The 19,462-nt window shown below is 68.6% G+C and carries 21 protein-coding genes; 9 read left to right on the top strand and 12 right to left on the bottom strand.

Annotation, left to right across the window (positions count from 1 at the left end):
• Positions 1–74 precede the first annotated feature (74 nt).
• From AB0I34_RS36135 to AB0I34_RS36125, 3 genes are all read right to left on the bottom strand, one after another.
• Positions 75–1,232 carry a hypothetical protein gene (locus AB0I34_RS36135; protein ID WP_360454235.1) on the bottom strand — a complete coding sequence of 386 codons (1,158 nt, stop codon included), beginning with the start codon at positions 1,230–1,232 and terminating at the stop codon, positions 75–77.
• Positions 1,233–1,325: 93 nt separating this feature from the next.
• The gene (locus AB0I34_RS36130) at positions 1,326–2,141 is read right to left on the bottom strand and encodes an ABC transporter permease (protein WP_360454232.1); all 816 of its coding nucleotides are present in this window, start codon (positions 2,139–2,141) and stop codon (positions 1,326–1,328) included.
• Entirely contained in the window at positions 2,141–3,118 is a 978-nt protein-coding gene (locus tag AB0I34_RS36125; RefSeq protein WP_360454229.1) for an ATP-binding cassette domain-containing protein, read from the bottom strand. The genes AB0I34_RS36130 and AB0I34_RS36125 overlap by 1 nt, the downstream gene beginning before the upstream one ends.
• 88 nt (positions 3,119–3,206) lie before the next feature.
• Between AB0I34_RS36125 and AB0I34_RS36120 the strand changes: the two genes are divergently transcribed.
• Complete coding sequence (locus AB0I34_RS36120) at positions 3,207–4,172, top strand: WYL domain-containing protein (RefSeq protein ID WP_360454226.1); 966 nt, start codon at positions 3,207–3,209, stop codon at positions 4,170–4,172.
• Positions 4,169–4,753, top strand: coding sequence for a YdeI/OmpD-associated family protein (locus AB0I34_RS36115; protein WP_360454221.1), 585 nt, complete (start codon positions 4,169–4,171; stop codon positions 4,751–4,753). The genes AB0I34_RS36120 and AB0I34_RS36115 overlap by 4 nt, the downstream gene beginning before the upstream one ends.
• On the opposite strand, the gene AB0I34_RS36110 is transcribed toward AB0I34_RS36115, so the two are convergent.
• From AB0I34_RS36110 to pip, 3 genes are all read right to left on the bottom strand, one after another.
• Complete coding sequence (locus tag AB0I34_RS36110; protein WP_360454218.1) at positions 4,750–5,475, bottom strand: cupin domain-containing protein; 726 nt, start codon at positions 5,473–5,475, stop codon at positions 4,750–4,752. The two genes, AB0I34_RS36115 and AB0I34_RS36110, sit on opposite strands and share 4 nt — an antisense overlap.
• 68 nt (positions 5,476–5,543) lie before the next feature.
• Positions 5,544–6,353, bottom strand: coding sequence for a phytanoyl-CoA dioxygenase family protein (locus AB0I34_RS36105; protein WP_360454215.1), 810 nt, complete (start codon positions 6,351–6,353; stop codon positions 5,544–5,546).
• Positions 6,354–6,399: 46 nt separating this feature from the next.
• The gene (gene pip / locus AB0I34_RS36100; RefSeq protein WP_360454212.1) at positions 6,400–7,380 is read right to left on the bottom strand and encodes a prolyl aminopeptidase; all 981 of its coding nucleotides are present in this window, start codon (positions 7,378–7,380) and stop codon (positions 6,400–6,402) included.
• A gap of 164 nt (positions 7,381–7,544) precedes the next feature.
• Between pip and AB0I34_RS36095 the strand changes: the two genes are divergently transcribed.
• On the top strand, positions 7,545–8,453 hold the full coding sequence (locus tag AB0I34_RS36095) for a UbiA family prenyltransferase (RefSeq protein ID WP_360454209.1): 909 nt from the start codon (positions 7,545–7,547) through the stop codon (positions 8,451–8,453).
• Here the strand turns inward: AB0I34_RS36095 and AB0I34_RS36090 are convergent.
• Positions 8,435–9,307, bottom strand: a complete 873-nt coding sequence (locus AB0I34_RS36090; protein ID WP_360454206.1) for a virginiamycin B lyase — start codon at positions 9,305–9,307, stop codon at positions 8,435–8,437. The two genes, AB0I34_RS36095 and AB0I34_RS36090, sit on opposite strands and share 19 nt — an antisense overlap.
• A gap of 48 nt (positions 9,308–9,355) precedes the next feature.
• Between AB0I34_RS36090 and AB0I34_RS36085 the strand changes: the two genes are divergently transcribed.
• Complete coding sequence (locus AB0I34_RS36085; protein ID WP_360454203.1) at positions 9,356–9,964, top strand: TetR/AcrR family transcriptional regulator; 609 nt, start codon at positions 9,356–9,358, stop codon at positions 9,962–9,964.
• A 7-nt stretch (positions 9,965–9,971) separates the two neighbouring features.
• A complete protein-coding gene (locus tag AB0I34_RS36080; RefSeq protein WP_360454200.1) occupies positions 9,972–10,742 on the top strand; it encodes a glucose 1-dehydrogenase in 771 nt (256 codons plus the stop codon).
• Positions 10,743–10,750: 8 nt separating this feature from the next.
• Here the strand turns inward: AB0I34_RS36080 and AB0I34_RS36075 are convergent, their stop codons facing one another.
• Positions 10,751–12,259, bottom strand: coding sequence for an LCP family protein (locus AB0I34_RS36075; protein WP_360454197.1), 1,509 nt, complete (start codon positions 12,257–12,259; stop codon positions 10,751–10,753).
• Between the two features lie 104 nt (positions 12,260–12,363).
• Between AB0I34_RS36075 and AB0I34_RS36070 the strand changes: the two genes are divergently transcribed.
• Positions 12,364–12,846, top strand: coding sequence for a GNAT family N-acetyltransferase (locus AB0I34_RS36070; RefSeq protein ID WP_360454194.1), 483 nt, complete (start codon positions 12,364–12,366; stop codon positions 12,844–12,846).
• A gap of 108 nt (positions 12,847–12,954) precedes the next feature.
• Entirely contained in the window at positions 12,955–13,770 is an 816-nt protein-coding gene (locus AB0I34_RS36065) for a DUF3152 domain-containing protein (protein WP_360454191.1), read from the top strand.
• On the opposite strand, the gene AB0I34_RS36060 is transcribed toward AB0I34_RS36065, so the two are convergent.
• Both AB0I34_RS36060 and AB0I34_RS36055 read right to left on the bottom strand, forming a co-directional pair.
• On the bottom strand, positions 13,761–14,126 hold the full coding sequence (locus tag AB0I34_RS36060) for a VOC family protein (protein WP_360454188.1): 366 nt from the start codon (positions 14,124–14,126) through the stop codon (positions 13,761–13,763). The two genes, AB0I34_RS36065 and AB0I34_RS36060, sit on opposite strands and share 10 nt — an antisense overlap.
• A 74-nt stretch (positions 14,127–14,200) precedes the next feature.
• Positions 14,201–14,782, bottom strand: coding sequence for a MarR family transcriptional regulator (locus tag AB0I34_RS36055; protein WP_360454185.1), 582 nt, complete (start codon positions 14,780–14,782; stop codon positions 14,201–14,203).
• Between the two features lie 94 nt (positions 14,783–14,876).
• Between AB0I34_RS36055 and AB0I34_RS36050 the strand changes: the two genes are divergently transcribed.
• Entirely contained in the window at positions 14,877–15,641 is a 765-nt protein-coding gene (locus AB0I34_RS36050; RefSeq protein ID WP_360454182.1) for an SDR family oxidoreductase, read from the top strand.
• Positions 15,642–15,850: 209 nt separating this feature from the next.
• On the top strand, positions 15,851–16,081 hold the full coding sequence (locus AB0I34_RS36045) for a hypothetical protein (RefSeq protein ID WP_012924486.1): 231 nt from the start codon (positions 15,851–15,853) through the stop codon (positions 16,079–16,081).
• A 244-nt stretch (positions 16,082–16,325) separates the two neighbouring features.
• Here AB0I34_RS36045 and AB0I34_RS36040 read toward each other — a convergent pair whose 3' ends face one another.
• Both AB0I34_RS36040 and AB0I34_RS36035 read right to left on the bottom strand, forming a co-directional pair.
• A complete protein-coding gene (locus AB0I34_RS36040; protein WP_360454179.1) occupies positions 16,326–16,691 on the bottom strand; it encodes a VOC family protein in 366 nt (121 codons plus the stop codon).
• A gap of 79 nt (positions 16,692–16,770) precedes the next feature.
• Entirely contained in the window at positions 16,771–19,428 is a 2,658-nt protein-coding gene (locus AB0I34_RS36035; protein ID WP_360454176.1) for a BTAD domain-containing putative transcriptional regulator, read from the bottom strand.
• Positions 19,429–19,462: the final 34 nt, after the last annotated feature.

Genomic DNA, 19,462 nt, shown 5'->3' with positions numbered 1-19,462 from the left:
TCCATGCCGCGGTACACCTGCATCGCGTCCGCGTTCACCACCTCGCCACCCAGGCGGAGTGCTGGCGGTCCGGGTCAGTGCTGCATCGCGGTCCACTCGTCGTGGGTGAGTTCCTCGATCTCGCCCGTGCCTGCCTTGGGCTGGACCGTGGTGCCTCCACCGACGGCCCCGCCGCCGAAGATCAGGCTGGCCCAGTTGTTCTGGGCGGTCAGCCTCGTGGTGGCGTTGTCGTCGTTGATGTCGGCCGCCGTGGTGTCCGCGGTGTCACCGTCGCAGTTCCAGTCGATCGGGCCGCTGGCCGCGGCGGACGTCGTACGGTTCGAACCGTTCGGGCACTTCCACATCGTCTTGAACGCCGCTGCGGAGCTACCGAGGCCGGCCGACTCCTTCAAGCTGGGCTCGTTCAGCGCCGGCGGGGCGACGTTCGAGTAGCCCCAGTAGAGGCTCCCGTCGGACTTCAGGACGCCGCCGAGCTGGAAGAAGTAGTTCATCACGCTCAGGTAGTTCGGCTTGTAGTTCACGTTGTCGGTGCCGCCGTGCTTCAGGCCGATGTTGTGGCCGAACTCGTGCACGAACGTGCCGACGTTGTAGTTGTCGGTCGCGTTCCAGCTGCACTTCGGGCCGACCGTGACGATGAACGTGTCGTTCGGGATGTTGAAGGCCTGACCGCTGCTGCAGCCGCCGTCGTAGCTGTCGCCCCAGATCATGTAGTAGAAGACCGCCTTGCGCACCGAGGCGAAGTTCGCGGCCTTGATCGCGTTGGTCTGGGTGGCCGACGGGTTGAGGTCGGCGTCGTACGGGACCTGGTTGCCGCCGCCGAGGTCGTACTTCGTTCCGCGGGCGGAGCCGGCGTCGAGGTGGACCCGGATGCCGGTGCTGCCGTCCGGGTTGCTGACCGGGGCGGTGGCGTAGACCTGCACGATCCGGTCGAGCGCGGTCGCACTGGCGAGCCGGCCGTCCATGTAGTCCATCTCGACGAACAGGTCCTTCTTGTTCGGCGTCGCGCCCATCCCGGGCAGGTCGACGTCGACCACGCCGTCACCGTTGGCGTCGTACCCTCCTGTCTCCCAGGCGTCGGGGAGGGCGTCGCCGTCGGTGTCGGTCGCGGCCTGCACGGCCGGGGCGCGGGATCCGTCGGGAGAGGGAGGTACGGCGGCCGCCGCGCTCGTGGCTGCGAGCGCGGCGACGGCCAGGGAACTGAACATGGTCAGAAGCGCAGGGCGGGGCCTCATCAGATCTCCTTGTGGGCGGTGGGTGATCTGTCCGCTACCGTAGGTGACTTATGGCCTCGCGAGCGGCTCAGGAGAGCCAGTGACCCAATTGGGTCAGCCGGCCGAGCGGAGCATCGACCGGATGCCGACGGTCAGCCCGAGGGCGGAGGTGACGATCGCGGCGACCCAGCCCCAGAGCACCGCGGTGGTCAGTACGTCGCCGGAGAACAGTGCCCGTTCCGCGTCGACGACGTACGAGAGCGGATCGAACTTCGCCGCGACCTTCATCCAGCCCGGCCCGGTCTCCAGCGGCAGCAACATCCCGGACAGGATCATCACCGGGAACAGGAACGTCTGCTGCACCACCCAGAACATCCAGTCCTGCTTGCGGACCGCGATCGCCAGCGCGTAGCTGAACGCGCCCAGCCCGATCCCGAACACCGCCAGCAGCGCCATCCCGACCACCGCGCCACCGAGGTGCAGGTCGAACGCGAACGGCGTCATCACCGCGATCACGATGACCGCCTGGCCGAACAGCGGCACCATCTCCTTCAGCGCCCGGCCGATCAGCAGCGACGATCGCGACAGCGGCGTGACCAGCATCCGTTCGTGCGCGCCGGTCTGGAACTCGAACAGCAGGTTCGCGCCGGTGGTCGACGTACCGAACAGGGTCGTCATCACCAGGATCGACGGCACGAACCACTGCCAGACGCCGTCGCCGAACGCACCGCCCATCGACCCGGACAGCAGCGGCCCGAACAGGACCAGGAACACCAGCGGCTGGATCATCCCGAACAACAAGGAGAACGGATCCCGCAGTACCGGCTTGAGTTCGCGCGTCATCACGATCCGGATATCGCGCACCAGGCTGCGCGCCGGCTGGTCCTGAGTCGGGGCAAGGTCGACGGTGGACAGGGTGAGGGTGGTCATCAGGCGGCCTTTCCGTTGGTCGCAACATCCGTCTCGCGCAGGCTGCGGCCGGTGAGGTTGAGGAACACGTCATCGAGGGTCGGGCGATGCACCTGCGCCGCCGCGATCGGTACGCCGTACTGCTGGGCTGCTGTGATCAGTTCGGGCAGTGCCGCCGGACCGTCCGCGACCCGGACACTGAGCTCGTCGCCGACGGCAACCACTTCGCGGGCGCCCGGCAACTTCTCCGCCAGCTCGGCCAGCTTCGAAAGGTTGCTTGGAGCAACGGTGATGGCGAGCCGGTCGCCGGCCAGCTTGGCCTTGAGTGCATTGGCGGTGTCGTCCGCGATCACCTCGCCGTGGTCGACCACGACGACCCGCTCGGCCATCGAGTCGGCCTCGTCCAGGTAGTGCGTGGTCAGCACGATCGTCATCGAGTACTGCTCGCGCATCCGCAGGATGTGGTCCCACAGGTTCGCGCGGTTCTGTGGGTCGAGACCGGTCGACGGCTCGTCCAGGAACAGCAGTTTCGGCGCATGAACGAGTCCCATCGCGACATCGAGCCGGCGACGCTGACCCCCGGACAGTTCGGACACCTTGCGGCCGGCGAGTTCGGTCAGCTCGAGCGCTTCCAGCAGTTCCCCGGTACGGCGCTTGGCAGCACGCCGGTCGAGTCCGTAGATGACGCCTTGGCCGACCAGTTCGTCGCCGGCCCGCTGGTTGTGGCCCGCGCCGTTGCCCTGGCCGACGTACCCGATCCGGCGGCGTACCTGGCCGGGCTGCGCGGTCACGTCGTACCCGGCGACCGTCGCCGTCCCCGACGTCGGGGTGATCAGGGTGGTGAGCATCCGCAGCGTGGTGGTCTTGCCGGCGCCGTTCGGGCCGAGGACGGCGACCAGTTCGCCGGGCTCGACGTCCAGGCTGATGCCGCGAACCGCGTGCACTGTCTCGGTACGGCTCACCACGAAGTCGCGGGTGAGCTGTCGGGTGCTGATCACGATGTCTCCTTCGGTCTTGGCTTGATGCCTCAGACATTTCCAGCAGTAGCGGACAGGTTGTGGCCGCTTCTTCTGGCAATCTGGAGTCATGTCCGAAACCTCGGCCCGACTCCTCTCGCTGCTGTCCCTGCTGCAGGCCCGCCGCGACTGGCCGGGCGCGCTGCTGGCCGAACGACTCGAGGTCAGCCCGCGTACGGTCCGCCGCGACGTCGACCGGTTGCGCGACCTCGGCTACCCCGTGCGCGCGTCCAAGGGACCGGATGGCGGCTACCGCCTGGATGCGGGAGCGGACCTGCCGCCGCTGCTGTTCGACGACGATCAGGCGATCGCGGTCGCGGTCGCCCTGCAGACCGCGACCACCACGGTCACCGGGATCGAGGAGGGCGCGTTGCGCGCGCTCGCCACGGTCCGCCAGGTGATGCCCGCCAGGTTGCGCCAACGCGTCGACGCACTCCAGGTCACGACGGTCGACAAGTACGCCGACAGACGTCGTACGGCGGTCGACTCCGACCAACTGATCGCGGTCGGCATGGCGGTCCGGGCGCACGAGGTACTGCGCTTCGACTACGCCTCACCGGGTGCGTCGGACGAGTTCGTCCCACCCCGGAAGGTCGAGCCGCATCATCTCGTGACGTGGGGTGGGCGGTGGTACATGGTCGGCTGGGACCTCGACCGGAAGGACTGGCGGACGTTCCGGGTGGATCGGATGACACCGAAGACGCCGACCGGTCCGCGGTTCACGCCGCGTGACCTGCCCGCGCCGGACATCGCGACGTACATCTCCGGCAAGTTCAAGGGCCGGGGTCAATTGCCGTGCACGGGCGAGGCGATCCTGCAGGCGAAGGCGTCCGACATCGTCCAGTGGGCCGGCGGTGGGGCGATCGTCGAGGAGGTTACGGCGTCGAGTTGCCGGCTGACGCTGAGCAGTTGGTCGTGGACCGGACTGGCCGCAACCTTCGGCATGTTCGAGTGCGACCTCGAGTTCGTCGGCCCGGCCGAGCTGATCGACGCCGCGCACCACCTCGCCGCCCGCTACACCGCGGCCGCCTCATGACTGCCGAGCTGATCGTCGCGGACGCGGCCGGCTGGCATGCCTGGCTCGCCGAGCACCATGGTGAGCCCGACGGTGTCTGGCTGGTGCTGGCGAAGAAGAACGTGACCACGCCGACGAGCCTCACCTACGACCAGGCGCTCGAGGAGGCGCTGTGCCACGGCTGGATCGACGGTCAGCGCAAGGGGCGCGACCAGCACACGTTCGTCCAGCGCTACACGCCGCGGCGGTCGCGCAGCCTGTGGTCGCAGCGGAACGTCGGCCTCGTCGCCCGGATGGAACGCGAAGGCCGGATGCTTCCGGCCGGCCGCGCCGAGGTCGAGCGAGCCAAGACGGACGGGCGCTGGGACAAGGCGTACGGCGGCTCGAGTGCGCTGGAAATCCCCACGGACCTGGTCGAGGCATTGGCCGCGGAGCCCCGGGCCCAGGCGATGTTCGAGATCCTCACCAGTGCGAACCGCTTCGCGGTCGTCCACCGGGTCAACGAGGCGAAGCGGGCCGACACCAGGGCGAAGCGGATCGCACTGTACGTCGAGCAGTTGGCGCGAGGCGAGACGATCTATCCCCAGAAGCGGACGCTTTAGAGCATGTCGAGGGTCGCGTCCTGGCCGGTGGTGAGGGGGAAGTAGGCCAGGAACGTCACGCCGTCCTCGAGGGCGTCGAAGTGGGAGATGCGCTCGCTCGCCGGCTCGTAGAACACATCACCGGGCCTGAGTACGCGCTCCTCGTCGTCCGCCACCTGGTACCTGACCGAGCCGGTCTCGATGCTGCCGAACACCGGTCCGTTGTGGACATGCGCGCCCGCGAGCCCGTTCGGCTCGATGGTGATCCGGCGGACCTCGACCCGCCGTACCGCGAGATCGTCCGGCAACTCCTGGTCGAGAACGACGACTCGGCTCACGGCTGCCGGCTCCGGCTCGCCGGGCAGCGTCCCGACTATCTCGCCGAACTCGGCGCACTCGCCCTCGTGCGGGAGGTGCTCGATCGCCAGATGGGTCATCGAGGACGTCGTCCTGGCGCCGTGCCAATGCCACTCGCCGGGCTTGATCCGGACGCGATCGCCGGTCCGGATCGCCTCCACCGGGCCGCCTTCGCGCTGGACAAGGCCGATGCCTGCGGTCACGACCAGCACCTGCTCGCCGTCGTGGCGATGCCAACGGGTGCGCGCGCCTGGGGCGAACGTGACGCTGTCGATCTGCGTCGACGGCGCCGGGCCGGGTCGTACGACGCTCTCGATCCAGGCCGGGCCGGTGATCCAGGCGTCGGAGGCGACAGTGCGGGGGAACGGTAGGCGATCGATGTCCATGGCGGGATCGTACATACCAATAGGTACAGAGCGCACGCGCTTTGTGTGGCCGGCTCCCGGGTGACCTGTCAGTACAGAACCGGGTTCAGGGGCGAGGAGATCGGCTCGCCGGGCTCGTTGCCGGGCATCCAGGTGGCGAGGTCGGCCTCCTGGAAGCTGTTGACCGGCGGGGCGATCTCCATGGCGGCGTCGACGTAGATGATCGTCATCACGCGCCGCGGTACGTCGGTGGTGTTCGGCGGCGCGTGGTGGAAGGTCCAGCCGAGGTGGTAGCTGACCTCGCCGAGCTCGTACGGCTCGGAGACCTCAGCGAAGTTCTGCTCGGCCAGCGCTTCCTGCAGGACTTGTTCGGACTCGTCGCTGATCGGCAGGTCCCGGCCGTGCTCGAAGACGTGGCTGCCCGCGGCGAACGACAGCGGGCCCATCTCCATCGGTGTCTCCTGCAGTGGCACCCACACCGTCACGCACCGGTCGGTCGCGAACGGCCAGTAGTACTGATCCGCATGCCACGGCGTGACGCCACCGCCGGACTCCTTGTAGAGCGCCTGGTCGTGGTACAGCCGGACCGACTGCACGCCCAGCAGCTGTGCCGCGATCCGGGCCAGCCGCGGTGACGAGACGAAGTCCAGCACCTGTTCGCTGTCCTGCCACAGGTTCATCACCTGCAGGAACGCCTTCCCGTAGGTGTCGCGCTCGTCCAGCGGGAGGTCCTGGGTGTTCAGTTCGATCACCTTGCCGGTGATCTCCGGCTCGTACGCCGCGATGGTCTCGGGGCTGAGCACATTCTTCAGCTTGACGAAGCCGTGCTCGGCGAAGTGCGCGATGTCGGACCGGCTGAGGGTGTAGTCGGTCACGAGCTCCGGGCGGGTCAGAGTCATGCCACCCAAGGGTTCCGGCGCGAGTAATCGTTGTAAAGATCAGTGATCAAATCTTTGCCCTGTCGTGCACGTGCTCGCGCTGATCGGCGAACCGGTCCAGCGCCGCCAGGATCAGCTCCCGCATGCCCACTCCGCCGGCGCCGTGGCCGGCCTGTTCGAGCAGATGAAGCTCCGCGTCCGGCCAGGCCTGCGCCATCCGCCAGGCGACGTCCGGCGGGCTGCTGATGTCGAGCCGACCGTGGATCAGGACCCCGGGAATGCCGGCCAGCTTCCCGGCCTCGCGAACCAGCACGTCCTCGTCCAGCCAGGCAGCGTGCCCCCAGTAGTGGGTGACGAGCCGGGCCAACCGCATCCGGATGACGGGGTCGTCGTACCTTGGGTCCGGCTTGTAGTTCGGGTGCGTCGCGATATGGGTGTCCTCCCAGTCGCACCAAGCCCGGGCGGCCCTCTCCCGAACCGCGGGATCCGGGTCGTGCAGCAGTCGGCTGTAGGCGAGGGCCAGGTTCCCGTCCCGCTGGTCCACGGGTACGACGTCGCGGAACCTCTCCCATTCCTCGGGGAAGACGCGGCCCATGTCCCGGGTGATCCAGTCGACCTCACGCCGGGTCGTGTTCGTGACGCTGAACAGCACGATCTCGGACACCGACTCGGGGTGCTGTTCGGCGTACGCGAGACCGAGCGTCGCGCCCCAGGAAGCGCCGAGCAGCAGCCACTTCTCGATGCCGAGCTGTTGGCGGAGCTGCTCGAGGTCTGCGATCAGGTGGGCGGTCGTGTTGGTGCTGAGGTCCACGTCAGGTTCGGCGGCGTCCGGCGTACTGCGGCCGCAGTTCCGCTGGTCCATCAGGACAACCTTGTACTTCGCCGGGTCGAAGTACCGCCGCCACCAGGCGCCGGCACCGGACCCCGGGCCGCCGTGGATCACCACTGCGGGCTTCCCGTCCGGGTTGCCGCAGACCTCCCAGTAGACGCGGTGCCCGTCGCCGACGTCGAGCATCCCCTGGTCGTACGGCTCTGTCTCGGCGTACATACACGCTCCTCCGACCAGATATAACAGTGCTGTTGCATCAAATATAACAGCACTGTCAGATTTCGGGAGAGGCAGGTGGGATGCGCCACAGTCACCCGGAGGCGTGAGGCGGTTCACTCCTCGGGTGGAGGCGTGGTGGGCCGAGGTGGGTGGACAGTGAAGGTGTGACCACGTCGGTGGCGGTTCGGACGGTCGGGCCCAGGGTTCGGGATGTCATTGCGGTGGGACGGCCGGCCTTCTGGGCAGTGTCGGTGGTTCCGTACTACGTGGGCATCCTGCTCGCGACGCACCGCCTGGTGCCGCCGCTCGAGGAGTGGCCTCGGCTGATTGTCGGTGCGGTGGTGATGGGGCCGCTGGTGTGGCTGGCGGTGCTGGCTGTGAACGACGCGTACGACCTGCCCAGCGATCGCCTCAACCCGCGCAAGGCGAAGTCCCCGCTCCTCGACGGACGGATCACGCTGCGGGCGGCCAAGCGTCTCGCGTTCGCCGCCGCGGTCGCGGCCGTCGGGGTCAGCCTGCATGTCGGCATCGTGTTCGCGCTCGGTGTCCTGCTGGCAGTGCTCCTCGGGTACGCCTACAGCGTCCCGCCGATCCGGCTGAAGACTCGCGCCGGCTTCGACGTCGCGGTCAACGCCCTCGCCCTCGGCGCGTTCGGGCCGCTCGCCGGCTGGGCCGCGATCAACCCCGACCTCGGCGACTTCCCCTGGCTGATGGGCCTGCAGGGAACACTCGCCGCAGTGGGACTTTACCTACCAACAACTCTCGCCGATCTGGACGCGGACCGAGCCGCCGGCTATCACACGATCGCGGTGCGCTTCGGCGCGCGGACGACGTACCTGATCGGGTACGGCGCCTGGATCGCCGCCGCAACGCTCTCGGTCGTGCTGGCCGCGACCGGAACGATCATCCCGCGCAGCATGCTCCCGCTGGAGTTGGTGATGGTGCCGGTCCTGGTTGCGGCGTACCCGAAGCTGATCGGTCCGCGGCAGTCGTTCAAGGGGATCATCGTGCTCGCGTCGCTCTTCCTCCTCCCGTGCGGCACGTTCGCCCTGACCTACACCGGCGTGCTCTGAAAATGGGCGAGGGCGCCCGTCTCGAGGGCTACCCAGACCGAGCCGTCGGCGTCGACCGCCAAACCGTGCGGCTCGGAGCCGTCGCCTAGCGGGACCTGGGTAATGAGGTTGCCGTCAGCATCGAGTTGGGCCAGCGCATGCGTACCCCACAAGGTGATCCAGCAGCCGCCGTCGTCGGTCGCCACGACCGCGTGGGGCTTGGATCCTTCGGGGAGTGGGAACTCCTCGATCGTCCCGTCGGCCGCGATCCGCCCGGCCTGGTCGGCGACGATCTCCACGAACCACACCGCGTCGGGTCCGGCGCTGATCCCGACGGGTCCGGCGGTCGCAGTCGGCAGGGGATAGGTCGTGACCTCGCCGCTCGTGGTCATGCGGCCGATCGCGTTGCCTTGGTTGAGTGTGAACCACAGCTCGTCGGTGGCCGTGATCATCGCCGGGAACCCGCCACTGGTTCCGATCGGGTACGTCGTGACCTCGCCGTCGACTGTGATGCGGGCCAACTGATCCGTAGTCATCAACGTGCACCACAAAGCGCCGTCCGGTCCCACACACAGGCCGTACGGCGCCCCGGCCGCCGCGAACGCCGAAATATTGCCCTCAGCATCGATCCGGCCGAGGTGGTCGTCTCCGTTGCGGGTGAACCAGACGGCGCCGTCGGGTCCTGGCACGATCACACTCGGCCGCGAACCAGGTGCATCGAGATCGAACCGATCACCCGGAGCTCGGTCCGCAGACCGCGAAAGGCGCGCGACCACGCCGGCGTGGACCAGCGTCGTCCACACCGCGCCGTCGACGACAGCGACGCCGTACGGGCCCTCGTTCGGGCCGGCGACGGTGAACTCAGCGAGTGACAAGGCAAATCTCCTTCACTAATGCGACTGATGTTGCATTAAGATCGTGTCATGACGGACGCGGAACGCGCAAGCAGGCCGGGCGGACGGACGGCGCGGGTGCGGGCGGACGTGCTCGTTGCGGTCGAGGTCGAGTTGGCCGAGCACGGGTACGACGGGTTGACGATCGATGCGGTCGCGGCGCGGTCCGGCGTACACCGGACGACTGTCTATCGCCGGTGGAAGACCGTTGCGGGCCTGCTCGTCGATCTGCTCCAGGCCGGCGCGGATGATGCCTGGGCGCCTGCCGACACGGGCTCGCTCGAGGGCGATCTGATCGCGATCAACCGCGAGGTGTTCGCCGCGCTCACCGCCCGTCCGTCCGTCACTCAAGCGGTGATCGCCGCCTCCTTCCGTACGCCGGAGGCCGCCGACGCACTCACTCACTTCTGGGCCGACCGCTACACCCGGACGGAGACCGTCGTACGCCGGGCCATGGCCCGAGGCGAGGTTCCCTCGTCAACCGAGCCCCACCAGGTCGTCATGACCGCAACCGCCCCCCTCTACCACCAACTGGTCCTCCTACGACAACCCATGAACCAGGCCATGGCTGTCCACTACGCGCAGGTAGCCGCCGCGACAGCCCGGGGCGGATTAGGGTCGGGGGACGGGCGAGCGTGAGGAGACTGTGTTGACTGGACGGTTGGCGAACGAAGTTGTGCTGGTGACGGGGGCTGCTCGGGGGATCGGGCGAGCGGTGGCGGTGAAGGCGGCTGCCGAAGGCGCGGCCGTGGGGCTGGTCGACGTACTGGCGGATCAGTTGACCGCAACGACCGCGGAGTTGCAGGAGTCCGGCGCGAAGGCCGCGGCCGCGGTGGGGGACATCACCGACGAGGCTTCCGTACGGCACGCGGTGGACAAACTGACGAACGACCTCGGGCAGCCGGTCACCGTGCTGGTCAACAACGCCGGCAAGAACGCGTACGCCGACGCGACCAAGATGACGGTGGCCGAGTGGGACAGCGTGTTCGACGTGGATCTGAAGGGCGCCTGGCTGATGGCGCGACAGGTGCTCCCGGCAATGATCGCGAACCGGCACGGGTCGGTCGTGAACATCGCGTCGATCCACTCGCAGCTGACCACCGCGGGGATGTTCCCGTACGCCGCGGCCAAGTCCGGCCTGGTCGGGATGACCCGGTCACTCGCGCTGGATGTTGCCGAGCACAACGTCCGGGTGAACGCGGTCAGCCCGGGCTACATCGGCACCGACCTGCTCGAGGAGTTCTTCGACACGATCCCGGGCGAACGCGAGAAGGCGCTCGGCGTCCACCCGCTCGGCCGGATCGGTACGCCGGAGAACGTCGCCGAGGTGGTCTGCTTCCTCGCCTCCGAAGCCGCCGCCTTCGTCACCGGCGCCAACTGGGCCGTCGACGGCGGTCTCGGCGTCCGCTACGCCTGACCCCGGCCTCAGCTGGTCGGATGGTAGGCGCAGTCGTCCGCCAGGTCCCCAGGAGTGGTCTTGGTGGTCGTCGGCTTGCGAGTAGGGGCCGTCGTCGTCGGGTGCGGCTTGGGGGCCGCCGCCGGGTTCAGGGCGCGTTCGATGATCTCGCGCATTCCCGCGTAGTTCGGGTTGCGCCCGTTCGGGAAGTTCTTCTTCTTGTCCAGGTCGATGTTGGTGATCTTCGCCGACTTCACCCGCTGGCCGAGGGTGACGAACTCCGGCAGCAGGTTCTGCGGGATGTCGGTCCGGATCAGTTGCTCGCCGGCCTTCGCGATCGACTGGTAGTTGGCGAGCACGTTCTGCGGGGTCGCCCGCTCGACGATCGCCTTGATCGTGCAACGCTGCCGGGCCTGCCGGGCCAGGTCCGCGCCCGGCACGCGGTAGCGGCCGCGGGCGAACCACATCGCGTCGAAGCCGTTCAGTTCCCGGTCCGGTCCGGGCTGCAGGTAGCGGCTCGGCGGGATGTGCTTGTCGTCGTCGCCCCCGACCGGGACCGGGTAGTTGATGTTGACCTTGATCCCACCGAGCGCCTGAACGAGTTGCGAGAACCCGATGACGTTGATCTGCACGTAGTAGTGCAGCTTCAGCCCGACCGCCTCGCCCACCGACAGCTTGAGCACGTCGGCGCCCTCGTTGTCCGACGGACCGAGGATGCCGGGGTACTTCTGCGGGATCATCCGGTACATCGCGTCCAGGTAGTAGTCCGACTGCTCGGTGTCGCCCTTCCTCGGATCCCAGAATCCGGTCGGATACTTCTCGTACAGCGGTGAGTCGGCGGGGAACGGCATCCGCATGAAGTTCCGCGTCAGCGAGATCAGCGCGGTGTCACCGGTTTTGGTGTCGATGCTGGCCACGATGACGGTGTCGGTCCGCGCGCCGTCCCGGTCCGCGCCGTCGTCCGCGCCGAGCAGCAGCACGTTCAGCCGCGGCAACTGGTCCCAGACGTTCTTCTTCGCGGTGATCGTCGGCCGGGTCTGGCTCTTCGACTCCTCCCCGCCGAACACCTTCTGGACCAGGCTGCGCTGCGCCATCAGGGTCTCCGCGCCCATCGCCGTACTGGCTGCCATCCCGAAGCAGACCAGCCCGATCACCAGCGACCCGAACATCCGCGCACCGGGCCCAGCGGCCAGCGGGCGCAACATCTTGTACGACGTGACCAGGACGACGACCCACAGGAGCGCGACCGCGGCCAGGCCGGCCACCATCCACAGCAGCAGGGTCGGGTCGAGGGCCCACGCGATCACGTCGTCCCGGCGCTTCAGTCCGACGTACGCCGCTGCGGCGTACCCGGCGAGGCTGAGCATCGTCACGGCGGTACCGAGGCGGAACCGGCGGGCGACCAGGTACGCCGTCCCTGGCAGGAGCGCGCCGAGGACCGCGAGACAGGCAGCGGCGACCGAGGTGTGCCGGCGGGGCCTTGCCCTCCGGGCTCGTGTGGAGCCAGCGGCACGGCGGGCTCTGCTGCTCGAGGACATGGGCTCCACTCGGCGGTCGACGGCAGGACAGGTGGACGCGTCCCCGGTGCGCGTCCACTTCCTTCGATTCACCCGGGCGGCAAAAAGTTGGCATGATCTTCCAGGTGACCGACATTCAGGTACGACGGGCGAAGCCGGACGACGCAGAGGCATTGGTCCGGCTCCGTGGATTGATGCTCGCCGCGATGGGCACAGACATCGGCGGACCGGACGCTCCCTGGCGGCCGATCGCGCTGGCCTGGTTCGCCGAGCGGCTCGCGGCCCCGGACATGTTCGCGGCGTACGTCGTGGATGACCCGGCAGCCGGCGTGGTCGCGGGCGCGGCGGGCGACGTACTCGTCCACCCGCCGGGCCCGAAGGACCTCAGCACGTACCGCGGTCACCTGTACAACGTCAGCACTGAGCCGGACTTCCGGCGCCGCGGCCTCGCGCGGGCGTGCGTCGGCGCGCTGATGGACTGGTTCCGCGACGAGACCCCTGTGGGCGTGGTCGAGCTGCACGCGACCGATCTGGGCATCGAGCTCTACCGGGAGCTCGGCTTCAGCGAGGCCCGCTACCCGGCTCTGCGTCTGCACCTGACTCGCTGACCCGCAGGTGCTTCTTCGTCCCAGCTGTGGATTGAGAAGGGTTTCGGGGCACAGTGGCAAGAGGAGAGTGAGAAGACGCCCGCCGGGGTGTCGTGAGGAGCTCGCCGGATGCGCCGCTGGAGTGTTGTCAGGACGATCGGGCTCGCCGCCGCTGTGGTGGTCGCGATCGGGGCCCTGTACGAGCTGCCGGCCAGCCCGTTCGCCCGCCACGGCTACCCGTCGAAGCCGGGTGCCGAGAGCGCGCAGGCGTCCGCGCAAGGCGTCGTACCGCAGCTGTCCAGAACAGCTGCACCTGGTGAGACGCCGGTGCCGGCCACGCCGAAGCCGGTGATCACGTACCCGATGCGCGGGACACAGTCGTACGCCGTTCTGCCTGAGAATCCGGCGGTGATCGGGCGGGCCGGGACCTTGCTGACGTTCCAGATCGCGATCGAGGGTGGCATCAAGGGGATCGATCGCACTGAGCTGGCGCAGTTCGTGCGGGCGACGTACGGCGCTCCGCAAGGCTGGGCGTCGCAGGGGCAATGGCGGTTCCGGCAGGTCGGGCCGGGCGAGACGCCGGACTTCAAGCTGATGCTGGTCACGCCGGAGACGCGCGACACGATCTGCGGTGCCGCGCCGGATCGCTACACCAGTTGCCGGATCGGGGACCGCGTTGTCCTCAACGTCGCCCGCTGGGTGCACGGCGTACCGAACTTCGGTGCACCGCTGACGACGTACCGGCAGTACATGATCAATCACGAGACCGGGCACCGGCTCGGCCGCGGCCACGAACTCTGCCCGCGCCCGGGCCAGCCGGCACCGGTTATGCAGCAGCAAACCCTCGGTCTCCACGGCTGCACGGCGTACGCCTGGCCGTACCTCAACGGCGTGCGCTACAAGGGCCGCCTAGGCCAGTACGACGACCCGATCCCTCATTCCTGAATGATCGACAAGACGTTGCCGGCCGGGTCCTTGAACCAGGCGATGAGTGGGCCGACGCCACGGTAGACACCGAGCTCGTCCTGGTCGTCGTTGTACCGCTCGAACGTCACGCCGCGATCCGTCAGCTCACGCGCGGTCGACGTGATGTCCGCGACGGGGAAGTTGAGGACGGTGTACTCGGCCGGCACGTGATCCTGCTTCGGGTAGACGAGGATCGGGATGCCGCCTGAGATCTGCAGCTGCAGCATCCCGTTCTCCTCGCCGACGGTCAGACCCAGCGTGCTCCCGTAGAACTCCTTCGCGGTCGCGATGTCGTCCACGGAGAACCCGCTGAACGCCTTGGTGTCCTTGAACATCTCGAACCTCCTGGTTGACTCCCTGATATCAGGTACGTCGAGGCTGTCGAGGGCTCTTCGACACCGCGGCGAACTCAGTTGTGCAGAGCCACCTGTGGGATCGCCTGCGTGACGGTGGCCGTGACCGCGGCGGATTCGAGGCCGTCGGCAACGGTGTGCAGGAGACGGACCAGGTGGGCCGCGTCGGTCGGCCCAAGAATCCCTGTGATCACGTCGAGAACGCGGACCGTCAGGCCGTCCAGCTGTGACAGCCGCGCCTGACCCAGCGACGTCACCGCGAGCCCCGGGTTGGTCCGGACCATGCCGAGGGCCTCGAGCTCGGCGATCGCCAGCTCCGCCTCGCCCGGCGTCGTCCCGACCTGCTCCGCCACGTCGTCGGCGGTGCGGCGGCCGTTCGCGATCGCGTTCAGCATCAGCGCGGCCGGCATCTTCATCCCGACCGCGTCCTGCAGGCCGAGGATGAGTGGATGCGCGTGGCCGCGGACTCGCTCCACCGCGTCGAGCAGACGGAGTGCGTCGCCGACATTGCCGATCAAGTGCTCGGTCTGGACAGCCTCGAGGCCGTTGGGTTGGACCCGATCGGATGGTTGCACGACTCCGTCGGCCACTCGTTCAGGGACCGCCAGTGCCTTCGTTCCAGCGTCTTCGATGGTCACGTCTCCAGCGTACGGAGTCGTTCCGACAGCCCGGCGTGTCGTTCCTGAGGAAACCCTGTGAATCTGAACGCCTCGATCATCTACCCTCGCGGGCATGCGGCTGAACGGCAAACGAGCACTGGTGATCGGTGGAGGCGGCGGCGGGATCGGACGCGCCGTCAGTGCGGCTTTCGGGGCCGAGGGAGCCGCGGTGACCGTCGCGGACATCGACCTCGGCCGAGCCGAAGAGGCGGCCGAGGCGCTGCGCCAGCACGGCGCGACGGCGTACGCCGTGACCGGGGATGTCCGTTCACTGCAGGACGTCGAGGCGATGGTTGCCGCAGCGGTCGAAAATCTCGGTGGGCTCGACGTGCTGGTCACGGTGGTCGGCGGGCAGGTCGCGTTCGTGCCGGCGGTCAAGCTGCACGAGATGGCCGACGAGGACTGGGACACCATCTACGAGGTCAACCTCCGCTACGTGGCGCGCGCGGTCCGGGCAGCGCTACGGGTGTTCCTCGACCAGGGCAGCGGCGGCGCGATCGTCAGCGTCGGCTCGGTGACCGGCTTCATGGCGGCACCACACCAAGCGGCGTACGGCGTGATGAAGGCGGGACTGCTCAGCCTGGCCCGGACGGTCGCAGCCGAGTACGCCGGCGACGGCATCCGGATGAACGTCGCGGCGGCCGGTGCGATCGCGACCGCCGTGGCCAACGAGAACGTGGACGCCGACGTCGTCGAGGAGATCCCGGTGGGCCGGTTCGGCAGGTCGGAAGAGGTGGCTGCTGCCGTCGTCTACCTGGCCTCGGACGCTTCGGCGTACATGACCGGCCAGCAGGTCGTGCTGGACGGCGGCGTCTCCGTGCGCGGGCCGTTCGACTGACGATCACGACAGTCGAAAACCTGCTCGAAGAATTGGGTCCTGCCCGGTCTCGAAAAAGTTTGCCCGCAGCCGGACAAATCGCCATCGAGGCGTGACTTAGCGTCCGCGTCCTCCGTTGGATCTGACGTGACGGTGAACACACGGCGCACCGGCACCGCGCTCGCTCCGCGTTCCCAGGCCGCACATCTCGAAGACAGCCAGGAGGACCAGTGACAACCGCCACCGCCACCCAGACGTCTGAGCGCCGACGCGTCCGAGTCTGGTTCGGTGAGCACGTGATCGCCGACTACAACGCCGAGCCGGCGTTGGCCGAACGGTACGCACACGCCATGAGCCGTCGCTTCGCCGGACTTCGGGTCACCAACGACCCGATGCCCGCCGTGGACCGGCTCCCCGACCCCCTGCCCGGCGAGCGCATGTGGGACGTAGCACCCCGCTGAGAAAGCCCCCGGTACCTTCTCGCGTTCCGTTTCTCACCAGACAACCCACCCGGAACGCGGCCGGTCGAGAACCTCACCTCGATCAATCTGAAGGCATCGGGTTCGGGCGGCAAGCGAGTGTGGGCAGTCTGCCCCTCGCTTGCCGCCGTTTCTCCCCTGCATACATGCGCCTGACAGCACCACCTGAAACCGAGAACCAGGTCCGCACCGGGATCCCCAAGGTCCGGTGCGGACGTTTCGTTGGTCAGAGGTTGGCGTAGTACTGCGGCCGCATCTGGATCAGCTGGACGTAGTTGCCGTCCGGATCGATCAGCGTCGCGAACCAGCCGACGCCGCGGTCCTCCGGCTGGACCAGCCACTCCACCTCGAGCGTGCGCAGGTGCGCGGCCGTCGCCTCGATGTCGTCGACGGCGAAGTTCACGATGCACCGGCCAGGCTCGGCGGTCTTCACGGCGACGTCGTCGCGGTGCTCGACGACCAGGCCGAACCCGCCGAGGTTCAGGTTGCCGTAGCCGTCGACCTCCGCGTGGAAGCCGTCGCGGTACCAGGCCTTCAACCGGTCGGGGTCGGCACTGCCGAGCAACATGCTGTTCAGAACGGGCTGAGCCACAGTGTCTCCTGAGTCCGTCGAGCTGCCGATCAGCTCACACGTCCGGTACGTCGGAGTCACTCCGGCCGTCTCGACATGCTCAGCTTCCGGTGATGAACTCCGCCACGATCGGGCCGAACACCTCCGGGTCGACATCGTGCGGCTGACCGTCCATCGTCAGCCGCCGGCCGTGCGGCAGCAGGTCCGCCACGATCCGCGCGGTGTTGCGCCGCCAATCTCGGCTCTGCCCGCCGTCGATCACCAGCGCCGGCACGGTGATCGCGGTCGCCCAGTGAGCCGGGATCGTGAAGTCGTCCATCAGCAGTACGTCGTACACAAGCGTCGGGGCCAGTGCCTCCAGGTCCTTCCACAGCGGGGCGTTCCGCAGCGGTGCGACCACCTCTGCCGGCATCTCCACGGCCGTCACCAGGAACAGTTCGGTCGCGTCGCCGTACCGGTCCTGCGCGACCAGCTCTTGCAGCCGGTTCGCGAGATCGACCGGCACAGAGCGGGTGTCGTCGAGGATGAACGGGGGTTCGATCAGCAGCAGCCCGCGGATCGGAACCCCCTGCGCGGAGGCTTCCGCGGCGAACACGGCACCCGTCGAGACACCCAGCGCGTACGCCGAACCTCCCACGACGTCGACGACCGCGGCCAGGTCCTCCAGCTCACGCTCGACCGCCCACGGCTGCACGTCGCCACTGTCCCCGCGTCCACGACGGTCGTACGTCGCGACCGTGAACCCGTCGGCCAACCGTTTCGCCAAGGGAATGAAGGTCCGCCGGTCGTTCAGCGCTCCACCGACAAGCACGATCGCCGGACCGCTGTCGCCGTATACCTCGACCACGATCGGTGTCCCGTCGCGCGACACCACGGTCTCGATTCGCGGCCGCAACGCCGCGGTGGACGCAGATCGCTGCGGGACGGTCTCGCCGTACAGCCCGCCCAGGTAGGCAAACAGGTCGCTGTGTCCGTACAGCCGCGGTTCGGTGTGCTGCGCCAATCCCTCGAAGTACCGCTCGTACCGGCGCCGCGTCGCGTCGAGCTCGCCGGCATCGCCCAACCGCTGCAGGCAGAACGCGCGGACCGTCTCCAGCAACCGATAGCGCGACCCCGACGTTCCATCCACACGGACGACGAGCGACCGGTCGACGAGCCTGGTCAGAAGCTCCGCAACCTCAGCCACCGGTACCCCGTCACCCGCGCACACCGCCTCGGCCGCGGCCAGCGTGCATCCGCCGGGGTGTGGTGCGAGCCGGCGCAGCACGGCGCGTTCAGGTTCGCCGAGCAGGTCCCAGCTCCACTCGACCATGGCCGACAGGGTCTGCTGCCGATCGGGCAGACCGCGCTGGCGGTACCGGTTGTCGAAGCGGTCGACGAGGTCGTGCACGTCCATCGCGCCCACCCGGATCGCGGCCAGCTCCAGCGCCAGGGGCAAACCATCCAACCGCTGGCACAACGCAATGACCGCATCGGTGTTGTCAGCGGTCAGCCGGAAGCGCGGATCGGCGGCCTCGGCGCGGGCGACGAAGAGTTGGACCGCCGCACTCTCGGCCGCGTCGGCGCCGGCTGTCGGCAGGTCCAACGGAGGGACCGGCCGCCGGTGTTCGCCGGCAATCGACAGGGGTTCGCGGCTGGTCGCGAGAATCCGCAGACCAGGCGAGCGCAGGAGTCCGGTCGCAACCTCCGCGGCCGCCTCGATCACGTGCTCACAATTGTCGAGGACAACAAGTACGTCGGCACCCGGCTGCACGGTCGCCTCGACCAGCGTCGACAACTCGCGCGCGGAGGCGCCCGGCTCGAGCGCGGCCAACTCCACCAGCCAGACGCCATCGGGTGAGTCGACGCGACGAGCGGCCGCGAGCGCGAGGCTCGTCTTGCCGACCCCACCCGCGCCGGTCAGCGTCACGAGCCGCGCGGACTCGAGCTGCCCCACCACGTCGTCGACCGCCGCATCCCGGCCGATCAGTTCCGTGAGCCCGGCCGGAAGGTTGCTCTTCGCCGCGGCCGTCGCAGCTGGCTCCTCGGTCAGGATCTCCTGGTGCAGCGCTACCAGCTCTGCGCTCGGATCGAGCCCGAGCTCGTCTCGCAACCGATCTCGAAGGTCGCCGTAACTCTCCAGCGCCTCGGCCTGCCGCCCAGACCGATGCAGCGCCTTCATCTGGACGGCGCGCAGCCGCTGCCGCAACGGATGACGCGCGACCAGCTCCGCCAGCTCGGCGACCAGTTCCTCGTGCTCACCCAGCAGGAACCGCGCTTCGGCGTACGCCTCCTGGACCGCGAGCCGCTCCTCGTCGAGCCGATCGATCGTCGCCCGGGCGAACGCTTCCTGCGCCACATCGGCGTACGCCGGACCGCGCCACAGCGTGAGCGCGTCGGCGAGGGTCGCGGCGCGCATCCGGGCGCTGCCGGTCTGCCGGGCGCGAGTGGCCAGGGCACGGAACCGGCCCGAGTCGACCGCCTCCGGTGCCACCGCGATCAGGTAGCCGGCTGGTCCGGTCTGCACGAGGTCTCGAGCACCCGGCTCGGCATCCTCCAGCGCGCGACGCAACTGGGACACCCGGGTCTGCAGCGTCGCGGTCGGGTTGCCGGGTAGTTCGTCACCCCACAGATCGTCGATGAGCGTCGTCACGGCGACCGGGCGGCCGGCGTGCAGCAGCAGGTCGGCCAGCAGCCCCCGCACCTTGCGATCAGGGATCCGCACCGCCTGGCCGTCGTCGGTCCACGCGGTGACCGGGCCCAGCACGCCGAAACGCATGCGCCTCAGACTAGATCTTCCAAAGGTTTTCTGA

Origin of the sequence: Kribbella sp. NPDC050281, assembly GCF_040655855.1 — a bacterium.
Taxonomy (GTDB): Bacteria; Actinomycetota; Actinomycetes; order Propionibacteriales; family Kribbellaceae; genus Kribbella.
The sequence above is the reverse complement of the archived record's forward strand: the minus strand, read 5'-3'. Positions and strand labels throughout refer to the sequence as shown.